The 26,684-nt window shown below is 60.2% G+C and carries 29 protein-coding genes; 11 read left to right on the top strand and 18 right to left on the bottom strand.

Translation table 11 applies throughout. The features are described 5' to 3' along the window. Positions 1-52: 52 nt before the first annotated feature. The gene (locus ACT53S_RS19165) at positions 53-1,276 is read right to left on the bottom strand and encodes an argininosuccinate synthase (RefSeq protein WP_476068139.1); all 1,224 of its coding nucleotides are present in this window, start codon (positions 1,274-1,276) and stop codon (positions 53-55) included. 171 nt (positions 1,277-1,447) lie between these two features. Further along, positions 1,448-1,696, bottom strand: coding sequence for a type II toxin-antitoxin system ParD family antitoxin (locus ACT53S_RS19160; protein ID WP_476068138.1), 249 nt, complete (start codon positions 1,694-1,696; stop codon positions 1,448-1,450). Positions 1,697-1,796: 100 nt separating this feature from the next. Here ACT53S_RS19160 and ACT53S_RS19155 point away from each other — a divergent pair, with 100 nt between their 5' ends. Together ACT53S_RS19155 and ACT53S_RS19150 are read left to right on the top strand one after the other, a co-directional pair. Then, on the top strand, positions 1,797-2,660 hold the full coding sequence (locus tag ACT53S_RS19155; RefSeq protein ID WP_476068137.1) for an SDR family NAD(P)-dependent oxidoreductase: 864 nt from the start codon (positions 1,797-1,799) through the stop codon (positions 2,658-2,660). 74 nt (positions 2,661-2,734) lie between these two features. Continuing rightward, positions 2,735-3,376 carry a LysE family translocator gene (locus ACT53S_RS19150; RefSeq protein WP_113377938.1) on the top strand — a complete coding sequence of 214 codons (642 nt, stop codon included), beginning with the start codon at positions 2,735-2,737 and terminating at the stop codon, positions 3,374-3,376. 31 nt (positions 3,377-3,407) lie between these two features. Here the strand turns inward: ACT53S_RS19150 and rlmN are convergent, their stop codons facing one another. The 6 genes from rlmN to ACT53S_RS19120 all read right to left on the bottom strand — a co-directional run bounded on the left by rlmN (position 3,408) and on the right by ACT53S_RS19120 (position 7,846). Further along, complete coding sequence (rlmN, locus tag ACT53S_RS19145; RefSeq protein WP_476068285.1) at positions 3,408-4,589, bottom strand: dual-specificity RNA methyltransferase RlmN; 1,182 nt, start codon at positions 4,587-4,589, stop codon at positions 3,408-3,410. 291 nt (positions 4,590-4,880) lie between these two features. After that, on the bottom strand, positions 4,881-5,384 hold the full coding sequence (locus tag ACT53S_RS19140) for an invasion associated locus B family protein (RefSeq protein ID WP_113377983.1): 504 nt from the start codon (positions 5,382-5,384) through the stop codon (positions 4,881-4,883). Between the two features lie 266 nt (positions 5,385-5,650). Continuing rightward, positions 5,651-6,031, bottom strand: a complete 381-nt coding sequence (locus ACT53S_RS19135; protein ID WP_113377936.1) for a YkvA family protein — start codon at positions 6,029-6,031, stop codon at positions 5,651-5,653. Positions 6,032-6,110: 79 nt separating this feature from the next. Next, positions 6,111-6,413 (bottom strand): 4a-hydroxytetrahydrobiopterin dehydratase, encoded by a 303-nt coding sequence (locus tag ACT53S_RS19130; protein WP_476068136.1) that lies wholly within the window; start codon positions 6,411-6,413, stop codon positions 6,111-6,113. 125 nt (positions 6,414-6,538) lie between these two features. Further along, positions 6,539-7,132, bottom strand: coding sequence for an RNA 2',3'-cyclic phosphodiesterase (gene thpR, locus ACT53S_RS19125; RefSeq protein ID WP_476068135.1), 594 nt, complete (start codon positions 7,130-7,132; stop codon positions 6,539-6,541). A gap of 66 nt (positions 7,133-7,198) precedes the next feature. Continuing rightward, a complete protein-coding gene (locus ACT53S_RS19120) occupies positions 7,199-7,846 on the bottom strand; it encodes an arylesterase (RefSeq protein ID WP_476068134.1) in 648 nt (215 codons plus the stop codon). A gap of 73 nt (positions 7,847-7,919) precedes the next feature. Here ACT53S_RS19120 and ACT53S_RS19115 point away from each other — a divergent pair, with 73 nt between their 5' ends. From ACT53S_RS19115 to ACT53S_RS19105, 3 genes are all read left to right on the top strand, one after another. Beyond that, the gene (locus ACT53S_RS19115) at positions 7,920-8,633 is read left to right on the top strand and encodes an ABC transporter ATP-binding protein (RefSeq protein WP_113377932.1); all 714 of its coding nucleotides are present in this window, start codon (positions 7,920-7,922) and stop codon (positions 8,631-8,633) included. Continuing rightward, positions 8,630-11,176, top strand: coding sequence for an ABC transporter permease (locus ACT53S_RS19110; RefSeq protein ID WP_476068133.1), 2,547 nt, complete (start codon positions 8,630-8,632; stop codon positions 11,174-11,176). Before ACT53S_RS19115 ends, ACT53S_RS19110 begins: the two co-directional genes overlap by 4 nt. A 159-nt stretch (positions 11,177-11,335) precedes the next feature. Continuing rightward, a complete protein-coding gene (locus ACT53S_RS19105; RefSeq protein ID WP_113377930.1) occupies positions 11,336-12,064 on the top strand; it encodes a Bax inhibitor-1/YccA family protein in 729 nt (242 codons plus the stop codon). Between the two features lie 125 nt (positions 12,065-12,189). Here the strand turns inward: ACT53S_RS19105 and ACT53S_RS19100 are convergent, their stop codons facing one another. The 4 genes from ACT53S_RS19100 to ACT53S_RS19085 form a co-directional block, all read right to left on the bottom strand. Continuing rightward, entirely contained in the window at positions 12,190-12,762 is a 573-nt protein-coding gene (locus tag ACT53S_RS19100) for a CarD family transcriptional regulator (protein WP_113377929.1), read from the bottom strand. 382 nt (positions 12,763-13,144) lie between these two features. Then, complete coding sequence (gene fdxA, locus ACT53S_RS19095) at positions 13,145-13,483, bottom strand: ferredoxin FdxA (protein WP_113377928.1); 339 nt, start codon at positions 13,481-13,483, stop codon at positions 13,145-13,147. A gap of 192 nt (positions 13,484-13,675) precedes the next feature. Next, positions 13,676-14,086: an RNA-binding S4 domain-containing protein gene (locus tag ACT53S_RS19090; protein WP_476068132.1), complete on the bottom strand. Its 411-nt coding sequence runs from the start codon at positions 14,084-14,086 to the stop codon at positions 13,676-13,678. 1 nt (position 14,087) lies between these two features. Continuing rightward, positions 14,088-17,147 carry a helicase-related protein gene (locus ACT53S_RS19085; RefSeq protein WP_476068284.1) on the bottom strand — a complete coding sequence of 1,020 codons (3,060 nt, stop codon included), beginning with the start codon at positions 17,145-17,147 and terminating at the stop codon, positions 14,088-14,090. Positions 17,148-17,518: 371 nt separating this feature from the next. On the opposite strand from ACT53S_RS19085, the gene ACT53S_RS19080 reads away from it, so the two are divergent. The 3 genes from ACT53S_RS19080 to ACT53S_RS19070 are packed head-to-tail and all read left to right on the top strand — an operon-like array spanning position 17,519 to position 18,967. Then, on the top strand, positions 17,519-18,604 hold the full coding sequence (locus ACT53S_RS19080; protein ID WP_476068131.1) for an alpha/beta fold hydrolase: 1,086 nt from the start codon (positions 17,519-17,521) through the stop codon (positions 18,602-18,604). Further along, positions 18,537-18,689 carry a DUF3309 domain-containing protein gene (locus ACT53S_RS19075; RefSeq protein WP_113377925.1) on the top strand — a complete coding sequence of 51 codons (153 nt, stop codon included), beginning with the start codon at positions 18,537-18,539 and terminating at the stop codon, positions 18,687-18,689. Before ACT53S_RS19080 ends, ACT53S_RS19075 begins: the two co-directional genes overlap by 68 nt. Before the next feature lie 23 nt (positions 18,690-18,712). Next, complete coding sequence (locus ACT53S_RS19070) at positions 18,713-18,967, top strand: YMGG-like glycine zipper-containing protein (RefSeq protein WP_113377924.1); 255 nt, start codon at positions 18,713-18,715, stop codon at positions 18,965-18,967. Positions 18,968-19,307: 340 nt separating this feature from the next. Here the strand turns inward: ACT53S_RS19070 and phbB are convergent, their stop codons facing one another. Both phbB and ACT53S_RS19060 read right to left on the bottom strand, forming a co-directional pair. Then, on the bottom strand, positions 19,308-20,033 hold the full coding sequence (gene phbB, locus ACT53S_RS19065; RefSeq protein ID WP_113377923.1) for a beta-ketoacyl-ACP reductase: 726 nt from the start codon (positions 20,031-20,033) through the stop codon (positions 19,308-19,310). A gap of 151 nt (positions 20,034-20,184) precedes the next feature. Then, positions 20,185-21,366, bottom strand: coding sequence for an acetyl-CoA C-acetyltransferase (locus tag ACT53S_RS19060; RefSeq protein ID WP_476068130.1), 1,182 nt, complete (start codon positions 21,364-21,366; stop codon positions 20,185-20,187). Positions 21,367-21,593: 227 nt separating this feature from the next. Between ACT53S_RS19060 and phaR the strand changes: the two genes are divergently transcribed. Continuing rightward, complete coding sequence (phaR, locus tag ACT53S_RS19055) at positions 21,594-22,172, top strand: polyhydroxyalkanoate synthesis repressor PhaR (protein WP_113377920.1); 579 nt, start codon at positions 21,594-21,596, stop codon at positions 22,170-22,172. Positions 22,173-22,214: 42 nt separating this feature from the next. On the opposite strand, the gene ACT53S_RS19050 is transcribed toward phaR, so the two are convergent. From ACT53S_RS19050 to mtgA, 4 genes are all read right to left on the bottom strand, one after another. Then, a complete protein-coding gene (locus ACT53S_RS19050) occupies positions 22,215-22,610 on the bottom strand; it encodes a hypothetical protein (RefSeq protein WP_142073026.1) in 396 nt (131 codons plus the stop codon). Between the two features lie 136 nt (positions 22,611-22,746). After that, a complete protein-coding gene (gene rpmF / locus ACT53S_RS19045) occupies positions 22,747-22,932 on the bottom strand; it encodes a 50S ribosomal protein L32 (protein ID WP_006724402.1) in 186 nt (61 codons plus the stop codon). A 157-nt stretch (positions 22,933-23,089) separates the two neighbouring features. After that, the gene (locus ACT53S_RS19040) at positions 23,090-23,737 is read right to left on the bottom strand and encodes a glutathione S-transferase family protein (protein ID WP_476068129.1); all 648 of its coding nucleotides are present in this window, start codon (positions 23,735-23,737) and stop codon (positions 23,090-23,092) included. Between the two features lie 71 nt (positions 23,738-23,808). Beyond that, the gene (gene mtgA, locus ACT53S_RS19035) at positions 23,809-24,549 is read right to left on the bottom strand and encodes a monofunctional biosynthetic peptidoglycan transglycosylase (protein ID WP_476068128.1); all 741 of its coding nucleotides are present in this window, start codon (positions 24,547-24,549) and stop codon (positions 23,809-23,811) included. Between the two features lie 141 nt (positions 24,550-24,690). Between mtgA and ACT53S_RS19030 the strand changes: the two genes are divergently transcribed. Then, complete coding sequence (locus ACT53S_RS19030) at positions 24,691-25,605, top strand: polyprenyl synthetase family protein (RefSeq protein WP_142073022.1); 915 nt, start codon at positions 24,691-24,693, stop codon at positions 25,603-25,605. Between the two features lies 1 nt (position 25,606). After that, positions 25,607-26,662, top strand: coding sequence for a histidinol-phosphate transaminase (gene hisC / locus ACT53S_RS19025; protein ID WP_476068127.1), 1,056 nt, complete (start codon positions 25,607-25,609; stop codon positions 26,660-26,662). Positions 26,663-26,684 lie beyond the last annotated feature (22 nt).

Genomic DNA, 26,684 nt, shown 5'->3' with positions numbered 1-26,684 from the left:
GCCCGCCTCCCGGAGGGGAGACGGGCGATCTGTTGTCTGAGCCGAGGAGGGCTTACTTGCCGAGATTGCGCTTGGCGAGCGTGCGCAGGCGCAGCGCGTTGAGCTTGATGAAGCCGGCGGCGTCCTTCTGGTCGTAGGCGCCCTGGTCGTCTTCGAAGGTGACGAGCTGGTCGGAATATAGCGACTTCGAGGACTCGCGGCCGATGACCATGACATTGCCCTTGTAGAGCTTCAGCGTCACTTCGCCCTCGACATGCTCCTGGCTCTTATCAATGAGGGCCTGCAGCATTTCGCGTTCCGGCGAGAACCAGAAGCCGTAATAGATGAGTTCCGCATAACGCGGCATCAGCTCATCCTTGAGGTGGGCTGCGCCACGGTCGAGCGTGATGCTCTCGATCGCACGATGGGCAGCGAGCAGGATGGTGCCGCCGGGGGTCTCGTAGACGCCGCGGGACTTCATGCCGACGAAGCGGTTTTCGACGAGGTCGAGACGGCCGATGCCATTGTCGCGGCCGTAATTGTTGAGTTCTGCAAGCAGCGTCGCCGGGCTCATGCGAACGCCGTTGATCGAGACGGCATCGCCCTTCTCGAAGCCGACCTTGATGATGGTCGCCTTGTCGGGAGCCGCTTCCGGCGAGATCGTGCGCATATGCACATATTCCGGTGCTTCCAGGGCGGGATCTTCGAGAACCTTGCCCTCGGAAGAGGAGTGCAGCAGGTTGGCGTCGACGGAGAACGGCGCTTCGCCCTTCTTGTCCTTGGCAACCGGGATCTGGTGCTGTTCGGCGAAGTTCAGGAGATCCGTGCGGCTCTTGAAGGCCCAGTCGCGCCACGGCGCGATGATCTTGATGTCGGGGTTCAGCGCATAGGCGGACAGCTCGAAACGCACCTGGTCATTACCCTTGCCGGTCGCGCCATGGGCGATCGCATCTGCACCGGTCTTCTTGGCGATGTCGATCAGGTGCTTGGAGATCAGCGGACGGGCGATCGAGGTGCCGAGCAGGTAAACACCTTCATAGACGGCATTCGCGCGGAACATCGGGAAGACGAAGTCGCGGACGAATTCTTCGCGCACATCCTCGATGAAGATCTCCTTGATACCGAGCATTTCGGCCTTCTTGCGGGCCGGCTCGAGCTCTTCGCCCTGACCGAGATCGGCGGTGAAGGTCACGACCTCAGCACCGAGTTCGGTCTGCAGCCATTTCAGGATGATCGAGGTGTCGAGGCCGCCGGAATAGGCGAGGACGACTTTCTTCACGTCTTTGGGGAGTGCCATATCGATGTTCCGTCTGGAAGGAGCGAGGCTCAAAGCCTGCCTGGATCAAGAATGGCGGCACTTTTAGCGAGATTCCGCTGGTGTGCAAGGGCGGGGAACATGTCTGTGTCAGAGATGGCCGCGGATATTTATACGCTGGTGAAGGATACGACTGGCAATGATTGTACCGGCTTACTTGAGCAGAGAGCGCCGGTGCATAACTTCGAGGAACTCGTCAAAGTCAAACGGCTGCGGCTCACCGGAGGCTTCACCTTCCTCAATCGCGGCCTTGATGGCGGCCAGGCCGTCCACCTCATCGCGCAGCAGTGCGAGTGCAGCCTCGATAACCTCTGCTTCAGAAGCATAGTCGCCGGCTGTAATTCTGGCCTCGATGAAATCTGCCAGTTCCTGCGAGACGGTAACCGTCGTCATCTTGTTCATCGGCAGGCAATCCTCCGTCACGGGCTGTCACGTTGACGATGTGACGCGAGGGTACCATATCGTCGTCATTCATAACACCACCGGTTTAAGGAGTTCGCCCATGACGCCCCAGCATCCCGCGCTCGTGAAAGGTCATGTTGCCGTCATCACCGGTGCTGCCTCCGGCATCGGCCTTGCGGCAGCAAAAGCCTTCGCCCGGATGGGGCTTTGCGTCGTTCTGGTCGATCTTGACGGAGATCGCCTGGCGAACGCAGCCGCCGAAGTCACCGCGCTCGCGGCCGGCGGTGAAGCCGATGTCGTCGCGATCGGCACGGATGTATCAAAACTCGATGAACTGGAAGCCTTGGAGCGCGCGGTGATCCAGCGGTTCGGGCGCGTGCATGTGCTGATGAACAATGCCGGGATCCAGCCGGGTAGCGCACTCTTCGGGCCGCAGGCGAACTGGGACAACGTGCTCGGCGTCAACCTCATGGCGGTCATCAACGGCACCCGCACCTTCGGCCCCGGCATGGTCGCCCATAAGGATGCAGCGCTGATCATCAACACCGGCTCCAAGCAGGGCATTACCACCCCGCCGGGCGACCCGGCCTACAATGTCTCGAAAGCGGGCGTGAAGGCCTTCACCGAGGCGCTTCAGCACGAGCTGCGCAACACGCCGGAGTGTAACGTCTCTGCACACCTGCTGATCCCCGGCTTCGTGTTCACCGGACTGACCGCAAACGGCCGCACGGAGAAGCCTTCTGGCGCCTGGACACCGGAGGAAACCGTCGAGTTCATGCTGGAAAGCCTTGTCAGAGGCGACTTCTACATTCTTTGCCCGGACAACGAGGTGCCCCGCGCCCTGGACGAGAAGCGCATCGCCTGGGCCGCCGGCGACATAATCGAAAACCGCCCACCGCTGTCGCGCTGGCATCCGGACTATGCCGACGCCTTCAAGACCTATCTGTCGATCCCCAAAGGCTGATTGGCAAGGCCATCGATCGCCGCTAAGGATGAAACCCCCGCACCTCGCGGGTGCTTCATCATGCGGTGACACCAATGGACTTCATCCCGAGCCTTCCCGTCTTTCTCGCCTTTAGCCTGGCGCTGTTGCTCTTGGCGATTACGCCTGGCCCGGACATGACGCTCTGGATCAGTCGCTCGTTGCGCGACGGAAAGGCCATTGGTCTGATGACGCTGGCCGGTACCAGCTTCGGCATCTCGATTCACACCATGCTCGTCGCCTTCGGTATCTCGGCGCTCATCGTCGCCTCGCCGACGGCCTTCCTGCTGTTGAAGACCGGCGGCGCCGCCTATCTCCTGTGGCTTGCGCTGCAGGCAATCCGGCACGGCTCGAACTTCGTCATCAAGGCAGATGGTGATGCCGTGGTTTCGAAAAAGGGCGCCTTCCTGAACGGGCTCTGGGTCAATCTCTTGAACCCCAAGGTCATCATCTTCTTCATGACCTTCCTGCCGCAATTCGTCACCGCCACCGACCCGAATGTGACCGGCAAGCTGATCTTCCTCGGCCTCTGGTCGATCATCCTGTCGCTACCAATCGGCATCGGCATCGTTTATGGGGCGGATTTCATGTCGAACTGGCTGCAGGCGAACCGGAAGGTCCTGCGCGGCATCGACTACACCTTCGCCGGCGTCTTCTCGATCTTCGCGGTGAAAATCTTCATGACGCAGGCGAGGTAAGCGCTGGCGGGCCGGACATCCCGCAGCAATCTCAATCGTCGTCTTCGCCGTGATTGGCGATCATCATCGCTTCGAACGCCAGACGCTCGGTTTTGCGCATGCGCTCCGATTCCGACTTCAGCTGGCCGCAGGCGGCGAGGATGTCGCGGCCGCGCGGCGTGCGGATCGGCGAGGCATAGCCGGCCTGATTGATGAAGTCGGCGAATTTCTCGATCTGCGCCCAGTCGGAGCACTGGTAGTTTGTGCCCGGCCACGGATTGAACGGGATCAGGTTGATCTTCGCCGGAACGCCCTTGAGCAACTGGATCAGGCCCTTGGCATCCTCGAGGCTGTCGTTCACGTCCTTCAGCATCACATATTCGAAGGTGATGCGACGGGCATTCGAAAGGCCCGGATAGTTGCGACAGGCTTCGATCAGCTCGTTCAACGGATACTTCTTGTTGATCGGCACGAGCATGTCGCGCAGCTCGTCGCGCACCGCATGCAGCGAGATGGCCAGCATCACGCCGATCTCCTCGCCGGTCCGGTAGATCTCCGGCACAACGCCCGAGGTCGACAGGGTGACGCGGCGCTTGGACAGCGACAGGCCATCGCCATCGGTCGCGATCAGCAGTGCCTTCTTCACTTCCTCGAAATTGTAGAGCGGCTCGCCCATGCCCATCATGACGATGTTGGTGACCTTGCGATCGCTCGACGGCATCATCGTGCCGACGGGCGTTTCCCGGTCCGGGAAATCGCCGAGCCGGTCACGCGCCAAAAGCAGCTGAGACAGGATCTCTTCCGCCGTCAGATTGCGCACCAGCTTCTGTGTGCCGGTGTGACAGAAGGAACAGGTGAGCGTGCAGCCGACCTGGCTGGAGATGCAGAGCGTACCGCGGCCCTCTTCCGGGATATAAACGGCCTCCACTTCGACCGGGCGGCCAGCACCGCGCGGCGGAAAGCGCAGGAGCCATTTGCGGGTGCCGTCATTCGACACCTGCTCCTCGACGATCTCGGGCCGTGCGATGGTGAAATGCGTCTTCAGCATTTCGCGCATGTCCTTGGAGACATTGGCCATGTGGTCGAAATCCGAGACGCCGCGGACATAAAGCCAGTTCCAGATCTGCGCGACGCGCATCTTGATCTGCTTCTCCGGCACCCCCTTTTCGCGCAGGGCATTGCCCAGCGCTTCGCGGTCGAGACCGATCAGGCTCGGCTTCTCGGCAATTCCCATCGGGCGAAGCGGGGCTGCAGTCTGGCTACGCTCGGGCAGCGTTACGGTGACAGTCATCGTCTGAACCTCTGGACCATAGCGGCAATCATGCTCCGATCGAGCGCTTGCCGGCTGGCAGGTAAGAATTCATGGATCGTGGGGACGGGGACATGCCCGATGCCCAATTTGCAGCGGGCCATAGCAGCTTTTTTGCAATCCGTCACCCCGACACCCCAAGTGGCAGTTCACACACAAAGTGAGAGGGGCCCGCAGCCACCTGCGAGCCCCTCAAAAAACCGTCATCCGCGGCTGTTACTTGCAGCCCTGGATCTTCTGCAGCGCGGCCGAGATACCGGAGAGCGAATAAGTATAGCTCGTCGGGGTACCACGGGCCGATGTCGCCTTGACCGTCATGGTCGAACCGCCCTTCATCGCGGCTACAAGAGCCGGCTCTTCGGCAGCATTTTCAACCCAGGCAGAGCTGTCCTTGACGAACATAACGAAGTTCTTGCTGTCGATCGTCACGTTGACCTTGGAGTCGCCCTTCATCGGGTAACCCATCATCGCCTGCGGCTCATAGGAAATGTTCTGGCCAGGACGCTGCGAGATCACGAAGAATATGTCGCCGTGATTGACGCTGGCCGGCTCCTTGGTGGTCGGTACGGACAGCACGTAGCACACGGTGCCGCCATTCGACTTGTAGGAATAGGCGCCCCAGGCCTTGAATTGCTCAATCCGTGTCGGCGACTGAGCAGAGGCGAGTCCGCTGCTCGCCAGGATGATTGCCAGTGCGGCTACGCTACTTCTTACGAACATGTCTTCCTGCCGGTTGTTTCCATCCATCGCCCAGCCGAACAGCCGGGCGCTCATCGTCAAAACCTGTGTTCAGTTTGACTTAATTTACCTTACCAAACCATGAACGGGGCGCAGTTTCTTGTCACAATCTGCATCGCCGTCCCGGTCAGCCGTCGCAAGATACGGCGAGACGCGGCCTTGCGCCGCGCCCTCCTCGTTCGGATGTAGAGGGAAAGAATCGGGCAAGAGTTGGGCTGGAAACTGTTTTCTCAACTCTCGCTCACCGGTCAGTCCGGCTTTTCGTCATCGGCCAGCACCCGATCGGCCGCATCGTAGTGTCGTTCCTTGATATGCCGGTTGATCAAAGCGAAAGCGGTTGTCAGTACCGCGATGTCGTCGGTGAAGCCGATGACGGCCAGCACATCCGGCACAGCATCAATCGGCAGCACGAAATAACCCAGCGCTGCGAGCAGAATGCCCCGGACGCGCAGGGGTGTCTCGCGATCGATGGCGCAGTAATAAGCCGCTGCCAGATCGCGGGAAAATGGGATCTGACGCGCAGCTTTTCGGAACGTCGGCCAAAACCGGCGCCGCACCTTCTCCTCCTGCTTCTGCTGGGTTTCTTCGTCACCCGGCAGCAGGATTTCCCCGATCTTCACGTCATCCATGAGCCAACGATCCTTTCGTGCGGACCCTATCAATCATATGTGATCCGCCTCGGGAAAATTCAATCCGCCGCCAAAATGCTCAAGCAGCGTCCCGAGCCGCCATGTCCATCAGAACGGCCAGCTGGAAATCCAGTTCCGTTAGTCCGTTCGCGGAATGCGTCGTCAGCAGCACATGCACCTTCCGATAGACATTCGACCACTCCGGGTGATGGTCGAGCTTCTCCGCGGCAAGTGCACACTGTGTCATGAAGCCGAAGGCCTCGCGGAAGTCCTTGAAGACGAAGTGCTTCTCGATCGCGCGGCCATCCTTTGCCAAGGTCCAACCCTGCAATTCAGAAAGTCTGCCTGACACTGCAGCGTCATCAAGCTTCTGTCTGATCATGGATCTGACTCCTCCAAACTCATCTTTGCCGGCATGCCTGGATGACCAGGTGCACCAACTGCCTGCCATCTCGGGTCGAGCATGGCAAAATCAAGATGCGTTGGGCGCGCTGCGAAAGCGAGGTCTTACAGCAGACCTTTTTCCGGCTGCAGGCTTCGGCCAGCAAAACTGGAGGCGCCAACCGGCTCGCGCAGGGGGAAGATTTCTTCCGTCAGGTAAGGCCCGCCGCCGACCGATTCCTTGGAAGAAAGTAGGACGAAGCGGGACACCTTGAACGGCAGGGTGTGGAAGTCGCCCCGCCCGCCGAGGTAGTGGACCACGTCGTCGACACGCGACGCCTTCAGCCGGGCAAGTGTCACATGCGGCGTAAACTTGCGCGGATCGGGGGCAAGGCCCAGCCGCTGGCAGATGCGCTCGATCTCGCCTTGCAGGGCGTAAAGTTCCGGAGCCGCCGATACGCCAGCCCAGATAGAATGGGGCTTCTTAGAGCCGAAAGAGCCAATACCGTTGAGGGTCAACAAAAACTCGGGGCGATCGATCCGGTCTAGACGGTGGACGATTTCGTCCGCCGTGCGACCGTCGACATCGCCGATGAAGCGCAGGGTGATGTGATAGTTTTCGACGTCGATCCAGCGAGCGCCGGGGAGGCCACCGCGCAGCAATGAAAGGCTCATGGCGGCGTTGCGCGGAATTTCGAGGGCAGTGAACAATCTCGGCATGGAGCGCTCCCCGAATCTTTTGCAGGTGCTCACAGCGAATCACGCAATGGCATGAGGCGCAAGCGATTAATTCGACTTACCCTTAATGCTGGACACCCAAGATTGGGCGAGGGGCAACATGCGCTCCGCCATGACGGCAAGCCCTTTGGTATTGGGATGCATGCCGTCTTCCAGCAATAGGCTGCGCTCCGTGATGACGCCGTCAAGAACGAAGGGGTAGAGCGGAAGATCATATTTCTTGGCAAGATCGGGATAAATCGCGTTGAACCGCGCACCGTAATCTCCACCCATGTTCGGCGGTGCGAGCATGCCGATCAGCAGGACGGGAATGCCGCGCGCCTTGAGCCGCGTGATGATCTGGTCGAGATTGCGCGCTGTCTCTTCAGGCGCAATGCCACGAAGGGCATCGTTGGCGCCAAGTTCAAGGATCACCCCATCGGTTCCGTCGGGCACAGACCAGTCCACACGGGCCAATCCGCCCGATGTTGTGTCGCCAGAAACGCCTGCATTGGTGATGACGACGTCATGGCCATTGGCAACGAGATTACGCTGCAACTGGGCCGGCAGTGCATCCTCCTGGGGCAGCTGATAGCCGGCCATCAGACTGTCGCCAAAGCCGACCAGCTTCAGGGGCTCCGCTAGAGAGGCTGTCGCTCCTCCCAGGGTAACCGTGAGGATCACGGTGAAATGAAGCAGCGCAGCTTTAAATGTCATGCTGTCCTTCCTAGATTGCCCGGAGTGCCGATCGCCGGCGACCTTTGATCTCAATGATATAGGATGGCCGAGTGTGAGAAACACCATCATCGAACTGAAAAGCGCTGATCTCACCCTTGGCAATGCCGCCGCCTCCGTTCACGTTTTGCGGAGCATCGATCTGAAGATCGCTGAAGGCGAAGCGGTCGGTATCGTCGGTCCGTCCGGCTCGGGCAAGTCGACGCTTTTGATGGTGTTGGCAGGTCTTGAACGGCTGGACAGCGGCGAGATCATCGTCCGCGACACGCCTATCCACACACTGAGCGAGGATCGCCTTGCCGATTTCCGCGGCCGCAACATCGGCATCGTGTTCCAGTCCTTCCACCTGATCGCCAATATGACGGCGCTGGAGAACGTTGCGATCCCGCTGGAGCTCGCCAACGTAAGGAACGCCTTCGACATCGCCCGCAAGGAACTGCAGGCTGTTGGCCTGGGTGAGCGTTTGAACCACTACCCGGGCCAGCTTTCGGGTGGCGAACAGCAGCGCGTCGCGATCGCCCGCGCGCTCGCGCCCTCACCGGCCGTGCTGATCGCGGACGAACCGACGGGCAATCTGGATACCGAGACAGGCCGTCAGATTGCCGATCTTCTCTTTGCCAAGCAGCAGGAACGCGGCATGACGCTGGTGTTGGTCACCCATGACACGACGCTCGCAGCCCGTTGCTCCCGACAGATCCGCGTTGCATCCGGACAGATCGCGGGTGACAGTCACGCAGAGCAGACCCGTCTGGCAACGGTGTCCGCATGACGAGTTTTGCGACCCGACTGTCCGTGGCCTTCCGCATCGCGCTGCGGGAACTGCGGGGTGGACTGAAGGGCTTCTATATCTTCCTCGCCTGCATCGCGCTTGGGACGGGCGCGATCGCGGCCGTCAATTCCGTGTCGACGGCGATTACGGACGCAATTTCCTCTGAAGGCCGTTCTCTGCTTGCGGGCGATGTCAGGCTTGAACTGGACAACCGGGAAGCAACGGAGGCCGAACTGGCTTTTATGCAAGGGTTCGGCACAGTCTCCGTCTCAACAGGCCTTCGCTCCATGGCGCGGCTCGCAGACGGTTCGGACCAGTCGCTCGTCGAAGTCAAGGCAGTCGATGAAACCTATCCGCTCTACGGGAAGCTTGTCGCGGAGCCGGATCGCCCGCTTGCCGATCTCCTGGCTGTTGAGGGCAACGTCTACGGCGCAGTTGTGGCGCCACTTCTCCTCGAGCGGATGAACAGCAAGGTCGGCGACGAACTGCTTCTGGGCAATGCCCGCTTCCGCATCACGGGCACGATCGTTACGGAGCCGGATGCGGTCTCAGACGGGTTCGGTTTCGCCCCGCGTTTCCTGACCAGCCGCAAGGCTTTATTCGCCAGTGGGCTCGTCGCGACCGGAAGCCTTGTCGAGCATGCTTACAAGATCCGTTACAGTGATCCCAACACCAGCCCGGAGACGCTCCGCCAGAGGGCTCAGGCTGATTTTCCGGCAGCCGGTTGGTCGATCCGCAGCAGCGAACGGGCCGCTCCCGCATTGACCGAAAATGTCGAGCGCTTCTCTCAATTCCTCACACTTGTCGGCCTGACGGCTCTGGTTGTGGGCGGCGTCGGCGTTGCCAATGCGGTGAGAGCCTTTCTGGATTCCAAACGCACCGTCATCGCCACGCTCAAGTGCCTGGGCGCTTCGGCTTCGATCGTCGTCTTTGTCTATCTCATTCAGATCACGCTAGTGGCTCTGATGGGCATCCTGGCTGGCCTAGTCCTCGGCGCCATCGCTCCGCCGATCACGGCAAGCTACCTCGCCGGCATTCTGCCCATCTCGGCAGAGGCAAGGCTTTATCCGCGGGCGCTCGCCCTGGCGGCCATCTTCGGGATCCTGGTGACGTTTGCCTTCGCCATCCTGCCCTTGGGCCATGCCCGCAAGGTGCCGGCAACGGCTCTCTTCCGCGAACAGGGCTTCGAAGCCTCCGGCCTTCCGTCCTGGCCCTACCTTCTGGCCGTGACGCTCGCGCTCGGCGCGCTGGCGGCGCTGGCGATCTTCACCTCGGATCAGCGCCGCATCGCCGCGATCTTCCTAGCGGCAATGGCGGGCGGTTTCATGCTCTTGCGCCTCGTTGCCTATCTCATTTCCTGGCTGGCGCGCCACAGTCCCCACAGCCGCTCGGCAGCCCTGAGGCTTGCCGTCGGCAACATTCACCGTCCCGGTTCGCTTACGGCGTCCGTGACATTGTCGCTAGGGCTCGGCCTGAGCCTGCTCGTGGCGCTGGCCCTGATCGATGGCAACCTGCGACGTGAACTGACCGGCAGCCTTCCGGAACGTGCACCGAACTTCTTCTTCGTCGATATCCAGGGCAGTGAGGTTGACGGTTTTCGTTCGCTCGTCGAAGGCTTGGCCCCGGAGGGTAAACTGATCGAAGTTCCCATGCTGCGCGGCCGGATTCTCGAACTTAATGGCACAGACGTCGCCAAAATGGATGTGCCGCCCGGCGGCCGCTGGGTGCTACGTGGCGACCGTGGTCTGACTTACGCCGTCAATATCCCCGAAAACAGCAGCGTCACTGAAGGCGAATGGTGGCCGAGGGACTACACCGGGGAACCTCTCGTGTCGTTCTCGGAACGTGAGGCCAAGGAATTGGGTCTGAAGATCGGCGACACCGTGACCGTCAACGTGCTCGGTCGCAACATCACCGCCAGGATCTCGAACTTCCGGGCCGTGCAATGGGAAAGCCTGTCGATGAACTTCGTCATGGTCTTCTCGCCCAACACCTTTGCCGGCGCCCCCCATGCCTGGCTGGCGACACTGATCGAACCGAATGCGACGGCGACCGACGAAGCCGCGGTGCTTCGCGCCGTAACGCAAAGCTTCCCCACCATCACGACCGTGCGCGTGAAGGATGCGCTGGATATGGTCGACAAGCTGGTCGGTCAGCTGGCGACAGCCATTCGGGCGGCCGCCGCCGTCGCGCTCATCGCCTCGGTCCTGGTCCTCTCTGGCGCGCTGGCCGCCGGCAATCGCGCTCGCACACACGACGCCGTCATCCTGAAGACGCTCGGCGCCACGCGCGCGATGCTGATCCGCGCCTTCACCTACGAGTATATGCTTCTCGGCGCAGCGACGGCCGTCTTTGCGCTGGTATCCGGCGGCGGCATCGCCTGGTATGTGCTCAGCCAGATCATGAAACTACCGTCGAATTTCCTGCCCGACGTCGCGATCATGACGATCGCGATTTCACTGGTCATCACCATAGGGATTGGTCTTGCCGGCACCTGGCGCATTCTCGGCCAGAAGGCTGCGCCTGTCTTGCGGGAACTCTAGGCCCGTAGGATCTCCGTATCATTACCGCGATTTAAGGCAACGGCTCTTGTTCCCCGGGCCTTTCCATCTCATATTGAGGTCACGCATGCTGGGCTTCGCAGCGGCGCGGGGGTCATTCGGACCTCATCGTCAAACATCGAAGCTTTGAGAGAGGAAACCATGTCCGAACTTCGCAACTATCAGAGCCGTGCGGGTCAGACCCAGTCGGCCACGATGATCGACGAAGGTCTGCGCGCCTATATGCTGAAGGTGTACAACCTGATGGCGCTTGGCCTTGCCATCACCGGTATCGCAGCCTTCGCCACCTTCCAGATGGCCGTCAGCAGCCCGGCCTTTGCTCAGGCGATCTATGGTTCGCCGCTTCGCTGGGTTGTGATCCTGGCGCCGGTCGCACTGGTCTTCTTCCTGAGCTTCCGCATCGAAAAGATGAGTGTTTCGGCCGCCCAGACGACATTCTGGGTCTATGCGGCGCTCATGGGCCTGTCGCTCTCGTCGATCTTCCTGATCTATACAGGCGCTAGCATCGTCCAAACCTTCTTCGTGACGGCAGCCTCCTTCGGTGCTCTGTCGCTTTATGGCTACACCACCAAGCGCAGTCTGTCGGCCATGGGTTCGTTCCTGATGATGGGTCTGTTCGGCCTGATCATTGCGTCGCTGGTCAACCTCTTCTTGGCCTCCTCGGCCCTCGACTTCGCCATCTCGGTGATCGGTGTGCTGATTTTCGCAGGCCTCACCGCCTACGATACCCAGTCGATCAAGGAATCTTACCACGAAGCTCATTCGAGCGAAGCCAGCGGCCGTCTGGCCATTATGGGCGCGCTGCGGCTCTATCTCGATTTCATCAACCTGTTCCTCTTCCTGCTTCGTTTCCTGGGCAACCGGAACTGATCAGAAGAAAGCCTTCAAACAGGAACCCCGCTTCGGCGGGGTTTTTGTTTGTCTGATCAGACCACAAAAAAACCTCCGGTTCGCACCGGAGGTTTTTCAGCAATGCCGTCGAACGAAAAGAAGCTTTAAGCGGCTTCTTCCTGCGCGTCGTCTTCTTCAATCGTCTTGCCGCGCTTCGGGCCCTTGGCAAGATTGACCTCAACGAGGCGCACGGCCTCCGTCTCGGACATCTTGTTCACGGCTGCAATCTCGCGTGCCATCCGATCGAGCGCAGCCTCATAGAGCTGGCGTTCGGAATAAGACTGCTCGGGCTGGTTCTCGGCGCGGTAGAGGTCGCGAACGACTTCCGCGATCGAAATCAGGTCACCGGAATTGATCTTGGCATCATATTCTTGAGCGCGACGCGACCACATGGTGCGCTTGACGCGAGCCTTGCCCTGCACGACTTTCAGCGCGCGGTCGACAAAGTCGGTTTCCGAAAGTTTGCGCATCCCGATGCTCACGGCCTTCGCGACCGGAACCTTCAAGCGCATCTTGTCCTTTTCGAAATCGATCACGAAAAGCTCGAGCTTCATGCCCGCCACTTCTTGCTCTTCGATTGCGGTGATGGTACCCACGCCGTGCGCAGGGTATACGATCGACTCACCGGTTTTGAATCCGTGGCGCGCCGAGGAATTTTTCTTCTGCTGGGTCGTCATTCTATTCAAACACTCCCTGTTTCGCTCCCGGCGTGATGCCGGCGCCGGGTCGGTCAGGCCCGGATGAGATGGAGAAGCCGCAAGCTCTGCCATCCTGATCCTGTCCGTCACAGAAAAACATCACCCTCGTCGCGACGGCGACACGACACGAAAGTGTCGTCTATGTCACGTAGACCGCGTCGGTGGTGAAGTTGCTTTCGTGATGGCTTAGGGCACAGATATGCCGCAAAGTGGAACAGTTCCAAGACGCTATCACAAAAAGACGAGGAAATCAATATTTTAGTGCAGCGCGCCATAAAGCTGGCGCACTTGGCAGCAGATCGCCGTGCAAACGATGGAAATTTGGGCAGGATTCGATCCGAAACCGCCCATCCGCGAAGGCTCAGTCGCCCGAGCCTGGCTTTTCCGAAAAGAACTGTTCGAATTTCCCCGTGACGCCATCCATTTCCTTGGCTTCCGGCATCGGATCCTTCTTCACCGTGATATTGGGCCAGATCTTCGCGTAATCGGCATTGATCTTCAGCCACTTGTCGAGACCCGGTTCCGTATCCGGCTTGATCGCTTCGGCAGGACATTCGGGTTCGCAGACGCCGCAATCGATGCATTCGTCCGGATGGATGACGAGGAAGTTCTCACCCTCGTAAAAGCAATCGACCGGGCAGACCTCGACACAATCGGTATATTTGCAGCGGATGCAGTTGTCAGTGACGATATAGGTCATGCGGCACTCCAGAATGACGTTCGCAAACGACAGGAAAGAGAACGACCTCGGTGTTCCGTTGTGGCTCGATGGCCGGAAACGGGAGCTGGCGCCCCACCGGGATGTCTGTCGGACAGCGTTGTGAGCTACTGTGTTATCGGAAGCAAGGCAAGGATAAACAATCCGCTATTCTGCCGCAGACGGACAAATTTTCTAATCCGCGGACCAATCCTGCGCTGAACGCAGATCCCGCAGGGCCCGGCCCTCTTTTTTGGTGGGTCGACCAGATCCAGGTGTCCGGACGGCCTGCTCCAGAGCAGTAAAGGGTTTCTTGTCTCGGGGCGGGCTCAGATCCTCATAAAGCAGCCGCGCTTCTTCATAAGGTCCTCGTCGCTCTCCAGGAAGCTTCACGACCAGGATCAGATCGCGCTCCGGCATTGCGATCTCCAGCCTGTCGCCGATCTTCACCCCGTGGCTGGGCTGGCGAACGGTTGCACCGTTGACCTTCACATGACCAGCAGAGACGCGCTCCTGAGCCAGGCTGCGTGATTTTGCCACACGTGCGAAAAACAGCCACTTGTCGATGCGCTGGCGCGAACCGCTGTGTGGCTGTTGCTCGTCCATGTCACTTCTTCATCTGTTCCTTCAGCGCTGCCAGCTTGGCGAATGGCGAATCCGGATCAACCGGCTTCTCCTTGCGTGGCGGCTTCGCCTCGAAGCGGGCAGGCTGCGATTTGTTGTTATCACGGTCCGGACGTGGGCCGCGATCCTTGCGATCACCCCGATCCTGGCGATCGCCCTTGGCCGCAAACTTGCCGCGGTTGTCATCCCGACGATCCCCACGGTTGTCGGAGCGCCGGTCGTCACGCCGGCCTTCGCCACGTCCTTCGGGACGATTGTCGCCACGACCTTCGCCACCCTCACGCGGGGCCTGATGGCGTTGACCCTGCGGGCGGCGATCGCCAGCCGGGCGACCCGTGCCACGCTGGTTGTCGCCACGACCGCCTGGACGCCAGAGCAGAACCGGCTTCGGTTCTGCCTGTTCGGTGGCCTGTTCTGTGACTTCAGAGGCTTCTGCAGACGGCGCAGCCTCCGTAGCGGCAGCCTCTTCGGATGCGGCGGGCGCCTCGCCCTCATGACCTGCTTCGCCAGACTGATCGGCATCGTCTACGCCATCGTCATCGCCTTTTTCGATGACTGCGGATTCGGTCGGGGCCGAACCGGCCTGGGCAGCAAGGAAAGCGGCAGCCTCTTCCGCAGAGACGCTGTCTGCCCGATAGCCGAGCCCCTTCAGGATCTCCTCCATATCGTCGGGCGTCGCACCGAGGATAGAAAGCATCGCTGTCGTCGTGGTGAAGCGTCGGCCGTCATAGGCACCATCCGGACGAGCCGGTGAGCCGGGCTTCCACTGCAACAGCGGCCGAATGAGATCTGCAAGCCGTTCCAGGATGTCGATGCGCACGGCACGCTTTCCGAGGAAACGGAAGCCGGCGAGCTTGTAGAACATGCGCTCATAGCTGGCATCGGTGACGACAGACGTGCGGCCGGCGGCGAGGACCGGAATGAGATCACCGTAGCCAGCCTTGTCGAGGCCATCATGCTTCAATGCCCAAAGCAGCGTGATGAGTTCGGCCGGTGCCGGCTTTAGAAGGGCCGGCATGAAGATGTGATAGGCGCCGAAGCGCACGCCATAGCGACGCATCGATGCGCGGCCGTCCTGATCGAGCGACTTGACATCGTCAGCCACGTCACGACGGAACAGCACGCCCAGGTTCTCGACCAGCTGGAAGGCCAGCCCCTTGGCGAGACCCTGCAGATCTTCCGCGCGCGACAGGTCGTCGAGCGGCTTCAGGACCGTTGAGATGTGATGATTGACGAAACGCTCGATGCGGGCGGCCACGTGATCTCGAGCGGCACCCGTGAGCTGTTCGTCGGCAAGCACGATGACGCGCGGATGCAGGATATGATCTGTCCCGACCAGACGGGCAACCGGATCCCCAACCCAGCGGACGAGGCCATCGGAGCCGATCGCGAGATCGCCATTACCGGAAGCGTGCAACCGCGCGGCCCGGGCTTCGAATTCCAGCGCCAACGCACGATGGGCCGCAGCCTCCACGGCCTTGGCATCCGGACCTTCCATGCCGGAGATCGGCGTGAACCGGAAACCGGAGAGTTGTCCCATGGCATGGCCTTCCACGAAGACATCGCCGTTCACACTGATTTCAGCTTCCAACATTGCATTCTCTCTCAAGCGCTTCATGAGCACAGATGTCCTGCGATCAACAAAGCGTTTCGTCAACCGTTCATGTAACGCATCGGACAATCGGTCTTCGATTTCCCGCGTCTTTTCTTGCCAGTGTGTCGGATCAGCAAGCCAGCCAGGCCGATTCGACACGTAAGTCCAAGTTCTTATCTGCGCGATTCGCGCTGATAACGTATCAATTTCACCGTCGGTGCGATCTGCCCGGCGCACCTGATCGGCAAGAAAATCTTCGTTGACCGTCCCGCGCCGAACCAGATCGAAGTAAAGGCTCTGGATCAGGTCGGCATGCTGTGCCGGCGTAATGCGCCGATAGTCGGGCAGTGCGCAGGCTTCCCACAGTTTTTCCACGCGCTCCGGCCGGTCCGCGATATCCGCGATTTCCGGATAGCGGGACAGGTACTCCAGCGCCTGCTGGTCTGTCGCAGGGAGCGCCCGGGTCAGTCCCTCAACCCTCGGGACCGCATCGAGGCTGCGTTGTAGCGCCGCAACGGAGGAAAAGTCGAAATGTGCCGTGCGCCACTGAAGAACCTTGACCGGATCGAACACATGGGTCTCAAGCCGCTCGACGAGCTCATCATCGAAGGGATCCACGCGCCCAGTCACGCCGAAGGTTCCATCCTTCACATGACGGCCCGCACGACCGGCGATTTGTCCCAGCTCCCCGGAATTCAGATTGCGGAACTGATAGCCGTCGAACTTGCGGTCCTGGGCGAAAGCGACGTGATCGACATCAAGGTTGAGTCCCATACCGATCGCATCGGTCGCAACGAGATATTCGACGTCTCCCTCCTGATAGAGGCCGACCTGGGCGTTGCGTGTACGTGGACTGAGCGCACCAAGCACCACGGCCGCTCCGCCCCGTTGCCGGCGGATCAGTTCGGCGATCGCATAGACTTCATCAGCCGAAAAAGCGACGATCGCCGTCCGTTGCGGCAAACGGGTAATCTTCTTCTGGCCGGCGTAGAAGAGCTGCGACAGGCGCGGCCGCTCAACGATCGTGATCCCAGGCAGAAGCTGGATGAGGATCGACTTCATCGTGGCGGAGCCAAGCAACAGCGTCTCTTCACGACCTCTGAGATGCAGAAGGCGATCGGTGAAGATGTGGCCCCGCTCGAGATCTCCCGCCAACTGTATTTCGTCGATTGCGACGAACGCGGCTTTGGTCTCGCGCGGCAGCGCTTCGACGGTGCAGACCGAGAAACGGGCATTGGGCGGACTGATCTTCTCTTCGCCCGTCACCAGCGCGACATTGGCCACCCCTACCCGCTCGACCACACGCGTATAGACCTCGCGGGCCAGGAGACGCAGCGGCAGGCCGATCAGACCCGAGCCGTGCGCAACCATACGTTCAATGGCGAAATGGGTCTTTCCGGTATTCGTCGGCCCCAGCACAGCAGAGACACCGCGACCGCTCAAAATCATGGGGTGGGTATTCAATGACCGCTCCACTTGTCGGACGCCCCTCTCCTCGATGTCGGGCAGCCTTGGCCAACACATGGCGACGAACACCGGCAAAGGCAAGCCGCTTGTGGACCAGGGCAGGAAAAACCTCACAAGCCCATGATCCGAATCAGTTTTTTCGCTGGGGAACACTGCGGGAACGAATCGGAGACGAATCGTTGACTCCTCCGAGTCCGGCTTTGTTCACGGCTAGATATCGAAGCGACTCTGCCGGGTTGGCACCAGATGCTGAATCTTATGAATCCGCCACCAACGCTTCCGCCGACGGCAAACAACGGTTCCACCCGATGGAACCTCCTCGTCGATGATCACGTTTTCGGGGTCGAGGTGATATGATGACGTTGACGCCCCCGCCTGCCCACTGGATCGGATCGAATGAAACGTCGGAGCAGAAATTCGTTCTGATCCACGGCATGGTCATGGCCCCCGCCTTCTGGGAGGTCTATGCGCCGGCTACTGTGCGCGACGGCCATTCGCTCGCCTATCCCTTGCCCGGCCACCATCCTTGGAAGCTCGATCAGCCAGGCCAGCCGCCGCAGGCACGAGACGTGGCGAGGGCCTATGCTCAGGCAATTAGACGCGATTTCGGGGGGCGGCCCGTTCATTTGATCGGCCATTCCACGGGCGGCTTCGTGGCTCTGCTGATCGCACGCAGTTTCCCCGAACTGGTTCGCTCCGTCGTCTTGATCGGCGCATTCGCCTGTGGACGTTTCGAGGGACAAGAGCGCTTGGCAGCGCGTCTCTTGCGTGTGCCTCGCATCGGGCCGTTCCTCTTTCGACAATTCTTCAATCGGTGGATCGCGACACCCGAACAATTCCGCTGGGGCTCGATTGAATGCGTTTACGACAAGGATTGCCCTTGGCAGAACGACAAGGCGACCGATGCGATGGAAGAGGTACGGCGTCAACTGGCAAGGGCGCGACCGGAGGATATCGCGGCCTGCATCCGCTTCATGTCCGCAACGAGCCTCCTTGGCGAGCTTCACGGTATAGCAGCACCCGTTCTCAATATCGTCGGCGACAACGACGCAATCGTTCCGCCCGCCCATCAACTGCGTGTATCCCGATTGCTGACGCGTGTTCAGACCGTGATCCTGAAGAACTGCGGGCACTTGCCGATGGTCGAGCAGCAAGAGCGAACAGAAGGCATTATTGGCTCCTTTATCGATACCATTGAGGCCCTGGGCTTGAAGCCAGCAGAACCGCTGGCAAACCCGCGCACACGAACGGCAATGGCTGACGCCCTGGGGCTGCTTATGGCCGCGACGAAACCGAGGGAACAAACCGTCGTCACTCGCGTTCAGTCACCACAGAACGCAAGGTTCCACATCGGCTTAGGAGAGGCCTCATATGAGCACAATTCTCATCGTCATTCTGATTCTGCTGTTGATCGGCGCACTGCCGACCTGGGGGCATAGCCGCAGCTGGGGTTACGGCCCGTCTGGCGGTCTTGGACTGGTGCTGCTCATTCTCATCATCCTGATGTTGATGGGTCGAATTTAACTCGAGTGAAAAGGGATAGGACGATGAAGAAGGTCATTCTTGCAATTGCGTTGATCGCGCCGCTGGCGTCTTGCACGCAGACTGAACGCGGCGCCGGCATTGGTGCCGCCTCCGGCGCCATTATCGGTGGCGTGGCAACCGGCAATGTCCGCGGTGCAGCCGTTGGTGCAGCCGTCGGTGGCGTCGCAGGTGCCCTGATCGGCAACTCCCAGGAGCGTGCCGGCTACTGCGTATACCGTGATCGCTACGGCCGGACCTACGAAGCGCGCTGCCGCTAAGGCCAGAGCTTCCCAAAAAGCCGTCGGACCGCAAGGTTCGGCGGCTTTTTGTTGTCTGCTTTAACCTTTCGACCAAAGCCGGAACGAATCGACGACGAATCGCGGACTTATCGGTCTTCCCGGTTTGTTCACCGCTAGATATTGTTGAATAACAATTGGTTAACCATAGGGCGCCGTGGATATTAACGAGTATGCACCCCAACTGGTCCGCTATTCGTTAATCAACCCGCTGACTTGCTGTGGATTTGGAAAGACTGTCCGGGACCGAGACAGGCAGAGCGCTGAACATGCAAAAGGCCGGCACTGGGCCAGCCTTTTGATCCTCAGTCAGACACTGAGCCTAGACGAAAAACTGTCCGCCATTGGCGGAGATGGTCGACCCCGTGATGAAGCCGGCATCGTCGGAAGCGAGGAAGACGACGCAGCGTGCGATCTCGTCCGGCTCCCCCAGACGGCCCACGGGGATCTGTGGGATGATGCGCTCGTTCAGCACTTTTTCCGGAATGGCGCGAACCATCTCCGTCCCGATGTAACCGGGGCAGATGGCATTCACGGTGATGCCCTTGGCAGCACCCTCTTGCGCGAGCGCCTTGGTAAAGCCGAGATCGCCGGCCTTAGCTGCGGAATAGTTCGCCTGTCCCATCTGGCCCTTCTGGCCATTGATCGAGGAGATGTTGATGACGCGGCCAAAGCTGCGATCGCGCATGCCGGTCCAGACCGGATGCGTCATGTTGAAGAGGCCGGTGAGGTTGGTGTTGATCACCTCGCCCCACTGCTCCGGCGTCATCTTGTGGAACATGGCGTCGCGCGTGATGCCCGCATTGTTGACCAGAACTTCGACCGGACCGAGGGCTGCCTCGACGGCTGCGATGCCATCGACGCAGGCCTGATAATTCGACACATCCCATTTGAAGACCGGAATACCGGTTTCCGCTTCGAAAGCCTTTGCCTTTTCCTCGTTGCCGGCGAAGTTTGCCGCCACCTTATAGCCGGCATTTTTCAGCGCTACGGAAATCGCCGCACCGATGCCGCGTGTGCCGCCGGTCACCAAAGCCACTCTGCTCATACTGTCCTCCCCGTTTTTTCTATCTGGGTTCCCGTCTGGATCGACCGCTGCTGTTCCCGTCGCAACGGCATGACTTCACCATCCCGGCCTGAGGCCGGGACAGAGCTTCATGATGTCAGTGATGAGCCGGCGCCATGTTTGGCTTTCCGGATCAGAATGCCTCGAGGCACATGGCAACGCCCATGCCGCCACCGATGCAGAGGGTGGCAAGACCCTTCTTCGCGCCGCGACGCTGCATCTCGAACAGCAGCGTGTTGAGAATGCGCGCACCGGATGCACCGACCGGGTGGCCGATGGCGATTGCACCGCCGTTGACGTTGACGATCGAGGTATCCCAGCCGAGGTCCTTGTTGACCGCACAGGCCTGCGCCGCGAAGGCCTCGTTGGCTTCCACGAGATCGAGATCCGTGATCTTCCAGCCGGCTTTTTCGAGCGCCTTGCGCGATGCCGGGATCGGGCCCGTGCCCATGATCTTCGGATCGACGCCGGCCGTTGCCCAGGACACGATACGGGCGAGCGGAGCAATGCCGCGACGCGAAGCCTCGGCCTCGGTCATCAGCAGTGCCGCAGCCGCACCGTCATTGATGCCGGAGGCATTGCCGGCAGTGACAGTGCCTTCCTTGTCGAAGGCGGGCTTTAGCTTCTGCATGCTGTCCAGCGTTGCGCCGTGGCGAATATATTCGTCCTGATCAACGGTCACATCGCCCTTGCGACCCGGCACCATGACCGGAACGATTTCATCCTTGAAGCGACCGGCAAGCTGGGCGGCTTCCGCCTTGTTCTGCGAGGAAACGGCAAAGGCATCCTGTTCGTCGCGGGTCAGCTGCCACTGGCGGGCGACATTCTCCGCGGTCGTCCCCATGTGATAGCCGTAGAAGGCGTCCGTCAGACCGTCCTTGATCATGGTGTCGACCATCTTCAGGTCGCCCATCTTGGTGCCGTTGCGCAGATGGGCACAATGCGGCGCCATGGACATGGATTCCTGCCCGCCGGCGATGATGATCTTCGCGTCACCCGTTGCGATCTGCTGCATGCCGATGGCAACCGCACGCAGGCCTGAACCGCAGAGCTGGTTGAGGCCCCAGGCGGTCGCTTCCTGCGGGATGCCAGCCTTCATCGCAGCCTGACGCGCCGGGTTCTGACCCTGGCCGGCGGTGAGGATCTGGCCAAGGATGACCTCGTCGACTTCGGCAGCCTCCACGCCAGCGCGTTCCAGAACCGCCTTGATGGCGACAGCACCCAGATCATGTGCGGCAACCGAGGAAAGGGCGCCGTTGAACGAACCGACCGGCGTTCTGGCAGCGCTGGCGATAACGATGGACGGACTGGTCATGGACGTCTCCTCCGAAATGTTTGTGTTTCGAAAGAAACTGTCAAAGACTGCCGCCGGTGTCAAACAGGATAAACCTTGTCCGACCGTTCTTTGGTTGCAGAATCCTGTCTTTCGTCAAATCGCTTTCGTGCGTTGCACAAAGAGATTGTCACCAGCCTTCATTTGCGCTTACATTCTTGCCTGGGAAGAGCAAAAATAACTGAAAAACGACGGGTTAGGAGACAGCAATGGCCAAAGCCGATGGCGAAATCGTGATCAAGAAATACGCCAATCGACGCCTCTACAATACCGGCACGAGCACCTACGTGACGCTTGAGGACTTGGCCAAGATGGTCAAGAAGGGCGAGGACTTCATCGTCCAGGACGCCAAGTCCGGCGAGGACATCACGCATTCCGTCCTGACCCAGATCATCTTCGAACAGGAGTCCAAGACCGGCAACACGCTGCTCCCGATCTCCTTCCTGCGCCAGCTCATCAGCTATTACGGCGATCAGATGCAGATGGTGGTGCCGAGCTTTCTCGAACACTCGATGAAGGCCTTCACCGAGCAGCAGACGCAGATGCGCGAGCAGATGACCAAGGCCTTCGGGGATCATCCGCTGTCGAAGAACCTGCAGATGCCGATGCAACTGATGGAAGAACAGGTCAAGCGCAACACCGAGATGTTCCAGCAGGCGATGCAGATGTTCTCGCCTTTCCTGGGCGGCCAGCAGCCCGCCAAGGAAACCCGTAAGGCCGAAGCCAAGGATATCGACGAGTTGAAAGAACAGTTGCGGTCGCTTCAGAGCAAGCTCGACAATCTGTGATGCGAGACAGGGCCCCGGAAGGGGCCTTTTTCTTGTCGGAGGTCAGAGGCCGATCGAAACGTCCCGGCCGGCGGCACGATTGGAAATGGTAAAACCAGCCACGACATCGATGAAGGCAATCACCATCAGCGTGAAGAACAGCTGGGTAGCTGCATCCCGGACCAGCAGGAACTCGACAAGAAACGCGACAAAGACCAACATGGACAACATGTGGTTTATGAGCGAGCCGCGCGTGCTCATGGTCGCCTTCAACACTTCCAAGAACAGCGCAATGAGCGCCGTCAACACCACGATGTCACCCAGGGTTATGGTCCAGACCGCGCCCGAAAGCATCGGCACGGACATTAGCGTGCTGGCAAAAGATGGCAAACCACTTCCTAGCATGACGGCGTTGTAGAAAACAAACGGCACGATCATCAGGGGTATGGCAACAAACATCAGACATCCTTCCTCACCTGGAGCTCCTCCCGCCAAGCTGACGGCCCACTCCCGTGGTGAGTTAACAATGCCTTGAATAAAAAAGTAAAGGCCGGCGCTAAGGCCGGCCTTCAACAATCAGGATGTTGCGCAGAAATTATGCGCTTTCCTTCGGCGTCAGAACCTGACGGCCGCGATACATACCGGTCTTCAGATCGATATGGTGCGGACGGCGCAGTTCGCCGGAATTCTTGTCCTCGACATAGGTCGAAGCCTTGAGGGCGTCCGCAGAACGGCGCATACCGCGCTTCGACGGGCTTGTTTTTCTCTTCGGTACAGCCATTTTCGTTACTCCACGTGACGGTGCAAAACAGGTCTATCGGCCTCGATGAGGCCGGACAGAACCTGTCGCGAACTCGGAATTTGGCGGGCTTATACATGTCCAGAAGGGGTTTGACCAGTCCCCGGCCGGATTTTTTCGAACCCGTCTAGACTGCCCCTCAGGCTTCGTCTTCGGGCACAATCCAGGTCTCGGCAAGTGCCGCGGCCTCCCAGGCCTGCCAGGCCGGGTGCGCCTTCATGGCGGCCATGTATTCCAGCGTATCCGCATCGCGGACGAGGTCGTAGGCGGCAAATCGGTTGACCACCGGGGCGAACATGGCATCAGCCGCGCAGAAGGCACCAAACAGGAAAGGACCGCGCGACATCTGCCGCATGTCGCGCCAGATCGCCTCGATCCGTTGCACATCGGGTTTGACCCCATCTGGCAGGTCGATGGGCCTGACCGGCCGGCGCAGGTTCATTGGGCATGCACTGCGCAATGCACGGAAGCCGGAAAGCATCTCCATAGAAATCGATCGAGCCATGCTGCGCCACGCAGAATTTTCCGGCCAAAGCCCGGCGTCGGGGAAAAGTTCGGCGACATATTCGATGATAGCGAGCGATTCCCAGACCCTGTTGGCTCCATGGTGCAGGATCGGCACCTTGCCGGTCGGCGAGAGCTCGCGAAACTGAGGGTTCGCGGCCCCCGGACCGAAAGGGATCAGCACTTCGCGGAAGGGGATGCCCGCAGCCGTCAGCGCGATCCAGGGCCGGAAGGACCAGGACGAATAGTTCTTGTTGGCGATGTAGAGGACAAGCTCGGACATGGACACCTCTGGTTCAAGCGAGGATGACGCTAATCGGATCGCCGGAATGTGACCAACGAGACTTTCTGATGTCAGTCATAGAGGCAGGTGATGTATTCGCCAGATCGCTTCGCCCGGCGGTCGACGACATTGGCCAGCCGCTGCATGCCCTTGCCCGGCTTGCTCGCCACACGATCGATGGGATTGGGCAATGCGACCGCGAGCAGTGCCGCCTGACGTGCGCTGAGCTTGGCCGCAGACGTCTTGAAATGATAGCGCGCTGCCGCCTCGATGCCGTAAATGCCGGGACCCCACTCAGCGATGTTGAGATAGATCTCCATCGTCCGCTCCTTGGACCAGATGAAATCGGCCACAAGCGCCAACGGCAACTCCAGCCCCTTGCGGATGAAGGAGCGGCTGTTCCAGAGGAAGAGGTTCTTCGCGGTCTGCATCGGGATCGTGCTGGCGCCGCGTGTCGCCTCTCCGGCGAGCGCATCGTCGACCACGCCCTTCAACTGTCCCCAGTCCACGCCATCATGGCTGCAGAACTGACCGTCTTCCGACATCATCACAGCCCGCACAACATTGGGTGAGATATCCTCGAAATCCACCCAACGACGGTCATAGCCCTGGAAGGTCACCAGATCTGCCAGCATCAAAGTGGAAACAGGATGGATGAAATCCAGCCTATAGACGAGGATCAGCAGATAGGGAGCACACAGGAAGGCGACGACACCAATGGCGATGCGACGCCATAGCCTCGATCGCTCCTGGCCTTGTTCAACCGGGGCTTCCTCCGTCTGCTGCTCCAAAACCTGCACGTCCGCTGTCAAAGAAGATCGATCCACTCATCTCGGGGGCTCGCTTTTCATACGCATCCTCTTGACGATTGACCAGTAGAGGAGCGCCAAACTCCCCCACCTGTGACGGAATTTCCCGTTGCCACTCCCGGGGTGCCGTGCGAAATAGCCCGCATGAGCGCGTCTTCGACCCTGTTTGAACAAAATCTTGCACGCCATGCGGCCTTGGTGGAGGCCCGTCTGGACATGCTTCTCGATGCGCGACCCCGCACCGGCGAAATCGCCCGACCCACCAGACTGATCGAGGCGATGCATTACGGCGCCTTGAACGGCGGAAAGCGTCTGCGGCCCTATCTGGTGCTGGAGGCCGCCCGTCTCTTTGGCGGCGATGAAGATGCGGCTCTGCAGGTCGGCTGCGCGCTCGAATGTCTGCACAGCTATTCTCTCGTCCATGACGACCTTCCGGCTATGGACGACGACGACCTGCGTCGCGGCAAGCCGACCGTCCACATCGCCTACGACTATGCCACCGCCATACTCGCCGGCGACGGCCTGCTGACCTATGCCTTCGACATCATCGCCTCTCCTGACACTTCACTGCCGGACGAAGCCCGGGCGGCGCTTGTGCTCGAACTGGCCCGTGCTGCCGGCATTGGTGGCATGGCGGGCGGCCAGGCGCTGGATCTCGCGGCCGAGCGGGAAGCTCCCGACGAAGCCGGAATCGTTCTTCTGCAATCGATGAAGACCGGAGCGCTGCTTCGTTTTGCCTGCGAGGCGGGGGCCATCATCGCCGGTCGCGGCCACGAGGATCGGGCGAGATTGCGCCGTTTCGGCGAAATCATCGGCCGCGCCTTCCAGCTAGCGGACGATCTGCTGGATGTGACAGCGGACGCGGCAACCATGGGAAAGGCAACCGGCAAGGACGCTGCGAAAGGCAAGGGCACGCTGGTTGCCCTCAAAGGGCAGGCCTGGGCTGAAGCCGAACTTGAACGACTCGTGACTGCTGCCGCTCAGGAACTCGCCGCCTATGGCGCGGCAGCAACGACACTGATCGAAACCGCCCGTTTCATCGCATACAGGAAGAACTGACATGAGCCGTTTCTGGTCCGCCGCCGTCCACGATCTGGAGCCCTACGTGGCCGGTGAACAGCCGAAGATCCCGGGACTGGTGAAGTTGAACACCAATGAGAACCCCTTCGGCCCGTCGCCGAAGGTTCTGGAGGCGATTGCCGCCGCCTCGGGTGATCGTCTGCGTCTTTATCCGGACCCGTCCTCATCTCGCCTACGCGAAACCTTGGCCGAAAACTTCGGACTTGAAGCTGAACAGGTCTTCGTCGGCAACGGGTCGGACGAGGTTCTTGCCTTCACCTTTGCAGCCTTGTTGAAGCACGACAAGCCGCTCCTTTATCCCGATATCACCTACAGCTTCTACAAGACCTATGCCCGGCTCTTCGAAATCACTGTCGAAGAAGTGCCGCTGGACGACGCCATGCGCATCCGGATCAGCGACTACGATCGTCCTTGCGGAGCAATCATTCTCGCCAATCCCAACGCCCCGACCGGAATTGCCCTGCCGCTTTCCGACATCGAGGCGCTCGTTGCATCCCATCCGGATCAAGTTGTGGTGGTGGACGAGGCCTATGTCGATTTCGGCGCCGAGACGGCAGCAAGCCTCATTCCGCGTTACGACAACCTGCTGGTGGTCCACACCTTCTCCAAATCGCGGTCGCTCGCGGGCCTCCGCGTCGGATTTGCGCTCGGCCAGCGCCCGCTGATCGATGCGCTCGAACGAATGAAGGACAGCTTCAATTCCTACCCGCTCGACACTCTGGCCCAGGCTGCCGCCACCGCTGCGGTCGACGATCGCGCCTGGTTCGAACAGACCCGCACACAGATCATGGCGAACCGGGAGATGGTGACGAAGGCGCTTCAAGAACGCGGTTTCGAAGTCCTGCCGTCATCCGCCAACTTCGTCTTCACCCGCCATCCCGCGCATCAGGGGGCAGATCTGGCACGCGGCCTGCGCGAGCGCGCCGTGCTGGTGCGCCACTTCGCCAAGCCCCGGATTTCGGACTATCTCCGGGTGACCATCGGCACAGCGGAAGAATGTCATCAGTTTTTGACCGCGATCGATCAAATCATCTGACGTGTGCCGACGACGCGGACGG

The organism is Allorhizobium sp. DMC15, from assembly GCF_056314065.1.
The sequence above is the reverse complement of the archived record's forward strand: the minus strand, read 5'-3'. Positions and strand labels throughout refer to the sequence as shown.

Bases quoted from the DNA above. Each gene is read 5' to 3' on its own strand.
- ACT53S_RS19110 (WP_476068133.1), top strand. From the start codon at position 8,630: ATGACGAGTTTTGCGACCCGACTGTCCGTGGCCTTCCGCATCGCGCTG.
- ACT53S_RS19100 (WP_113377929.1), bottom strand. From the start codon at position 12,762: ATGACGACCCAGCAGAAGAAAAATTCCTCGGCGCGCCACGGATTCAAA.
- rpmF (WP_006724402.1), bottom strand. From the start codon at position 22,932: ATGGCTGTACCGAAGAGAAAAACAAGCCCGTCGAAGCGCGGTATGCGC.
- ACT53S_RS19080 (WP_476068131.1), top strand. From the start codon at position 17,519: ATGATGACGTTGACGCCCCCGCCTGCCCACTGGATCGGATCGAATGAA.
- rlmN (WP_476068285.1), bottom strand. From the start codon at position 4,589: ATGGGAATTGCCGAGAAGCCGAGCCTGATCGGTCTCGACCGCGAAGCG.
- ACT53S_RS19120 (WP_476068134.1), bottom strand. From the start codon at position 7,846: ATGACATTTAAAGCTGCGCTGCTTCATTTCACCGTGATCCTCACGGTT.
- ACT53S_RS19040 (WP_476068129.1), bottom strand. From the start codon at position 23,737: ATGTCCGAGCTTGTCCTCTACATCGCCAACAAGAACTATTCGTCCTGG.
- ACT53S_RS19090 (WP_476068132.1), bottom strand. From the start codon at position 14,086: ATGGACGAGCAACAGCCACACAGCGGTTCGCGCCAGCGCATCGACAAG.
- ACT53S_RS19150 (WP_113377938.1), top strand. From the start codon at position 2,735: ATGGACTTCATCCCGAGCCTTCCCGTCTTTCTCGCCTTTAGCCTGGCG.
- ACT53S_RS19105 (WP_113377930.1), top strand. From the start codon at position 11,336: ATGTCCGAACTTCGCAACTATCAGAGCCGTGCGGGTCAGACCCAGTCG.
- ACT53S_RS19075 (WP_113377925.1), top strand. From the start codon at position 18,537: ATGAGCACAATTCTCATCGTCATTCTGATTCTGCTGTTGATCGGCGCA.
- thpR (WP_476068135.1), bottom strand. From the start codon at position 7,132: ATGCCGAGATTGTTCACTGCCCTCGAAATTCCGCGCAACGCCGCCATG.
- ACT53S_RS19140 (WP_113377983.1), bottom strand. From the start codon at position 5,384: ATGTTCGTAAGAAGTAGCGTAGCCGCACTGGCAATCATCCTGGCGAGC.
- ACT53S_RS19085 (WP_476068284.1), bottom strand. From the start codon at position 17,147: ATGATTTTGAGCGGTCGCGGTGTCTCTGCTGTGCTGGGGCCGACGAAT.
- ACT53S_RS19135 (WP_113377936.1), bottom strand. From the start codon at position 6,031: ATGGATGACGTGAAGATCGGGGAAATCCTGCTGCCGGGTGACGAAGAA.
- ACT53S_RS19160 (WP_476068138.1), bottom strand. From the start codon at position 1,696: ATGAACAAGATGACGACGGTTACCGTCTCGCAGGAACTGGCAGATTTC.
- ACT53S_RS19070 (WP_113377924.1), top strand. From the start codon at position 18,713: ATGAAGAAGGTCATTCTTGCAATTGCGTTGATCGCGCCGCTGGCGTCT.
- phbB (WP_113377923.1), bottom strand. From the start codon at position 20,033: ATGAGCAGAGTGGCTTTGGTGACCGGCGGCACACGCGGCATCGGTGCG.
- ACT53S_RS19165 (WP_476068139.1), bottom strand. From the start codon at position 1,276: ATGGCACTCCCCAAAGACGTGAAGAAAGTCGTCCTCGCCTATTCCGGC.
- ACT53S_RS19060 (WP_476068130.1), bottom strand. From the start codon at position 21,366: ATGACCAGTCCGTCCATCGTTATCGCCAGCGCTGCCAGAACGCCGGTC.
- ACT53S_RS19130 (WP_476068136.1), bottom strand. From the start codon at position 6,413: ATGATCAGACAGAAGCTTGATGACGCTGCAGTGTCAGGCAGACTTTCT.
- ACT53S_RS19030 (WP_142073022.1), top strand. From the start codon at position 24,691: ATGAGCGCGTCTTCGACCCTGTTTGAACAAAATCTTGCACGCCATGCG.
- phaR (WP_113377920.1), top strand. From the start codon at position 21,594: ATGGCCAAAGCCGATGGCGAAATCGTGATCAAGAAATACGCCAATCGA.
- fdxA (WP_113377928.1), bottom strand. From the start codon at position 13,483: ATGACCTATATCGTCACTGACAACTGCATCCGCTGCAAATATACCGAT.
- hisC (WP_476068127.1), top strand. From the start codon at position 25,607: ATGAGCCGTTTCTGGTCCGCCGCCGTCCACGATCTGGAGCCCTACGTG.
- ACT53S_RS19155 (WP_476068137.1), top strand. From the start codon at position 1,797: ATGACGCCCCAGCATCCCGCGCTCGTGAAAGGTCATGTTGCCGTCATC.
- ACT53S_RS19050 (WP_142073026.1), bottom strand. From the start codon at position 22,610: ATGTTTGTTGCCATACCCCTGATGATCGTGCCGTTTGTTTTCTACAAC.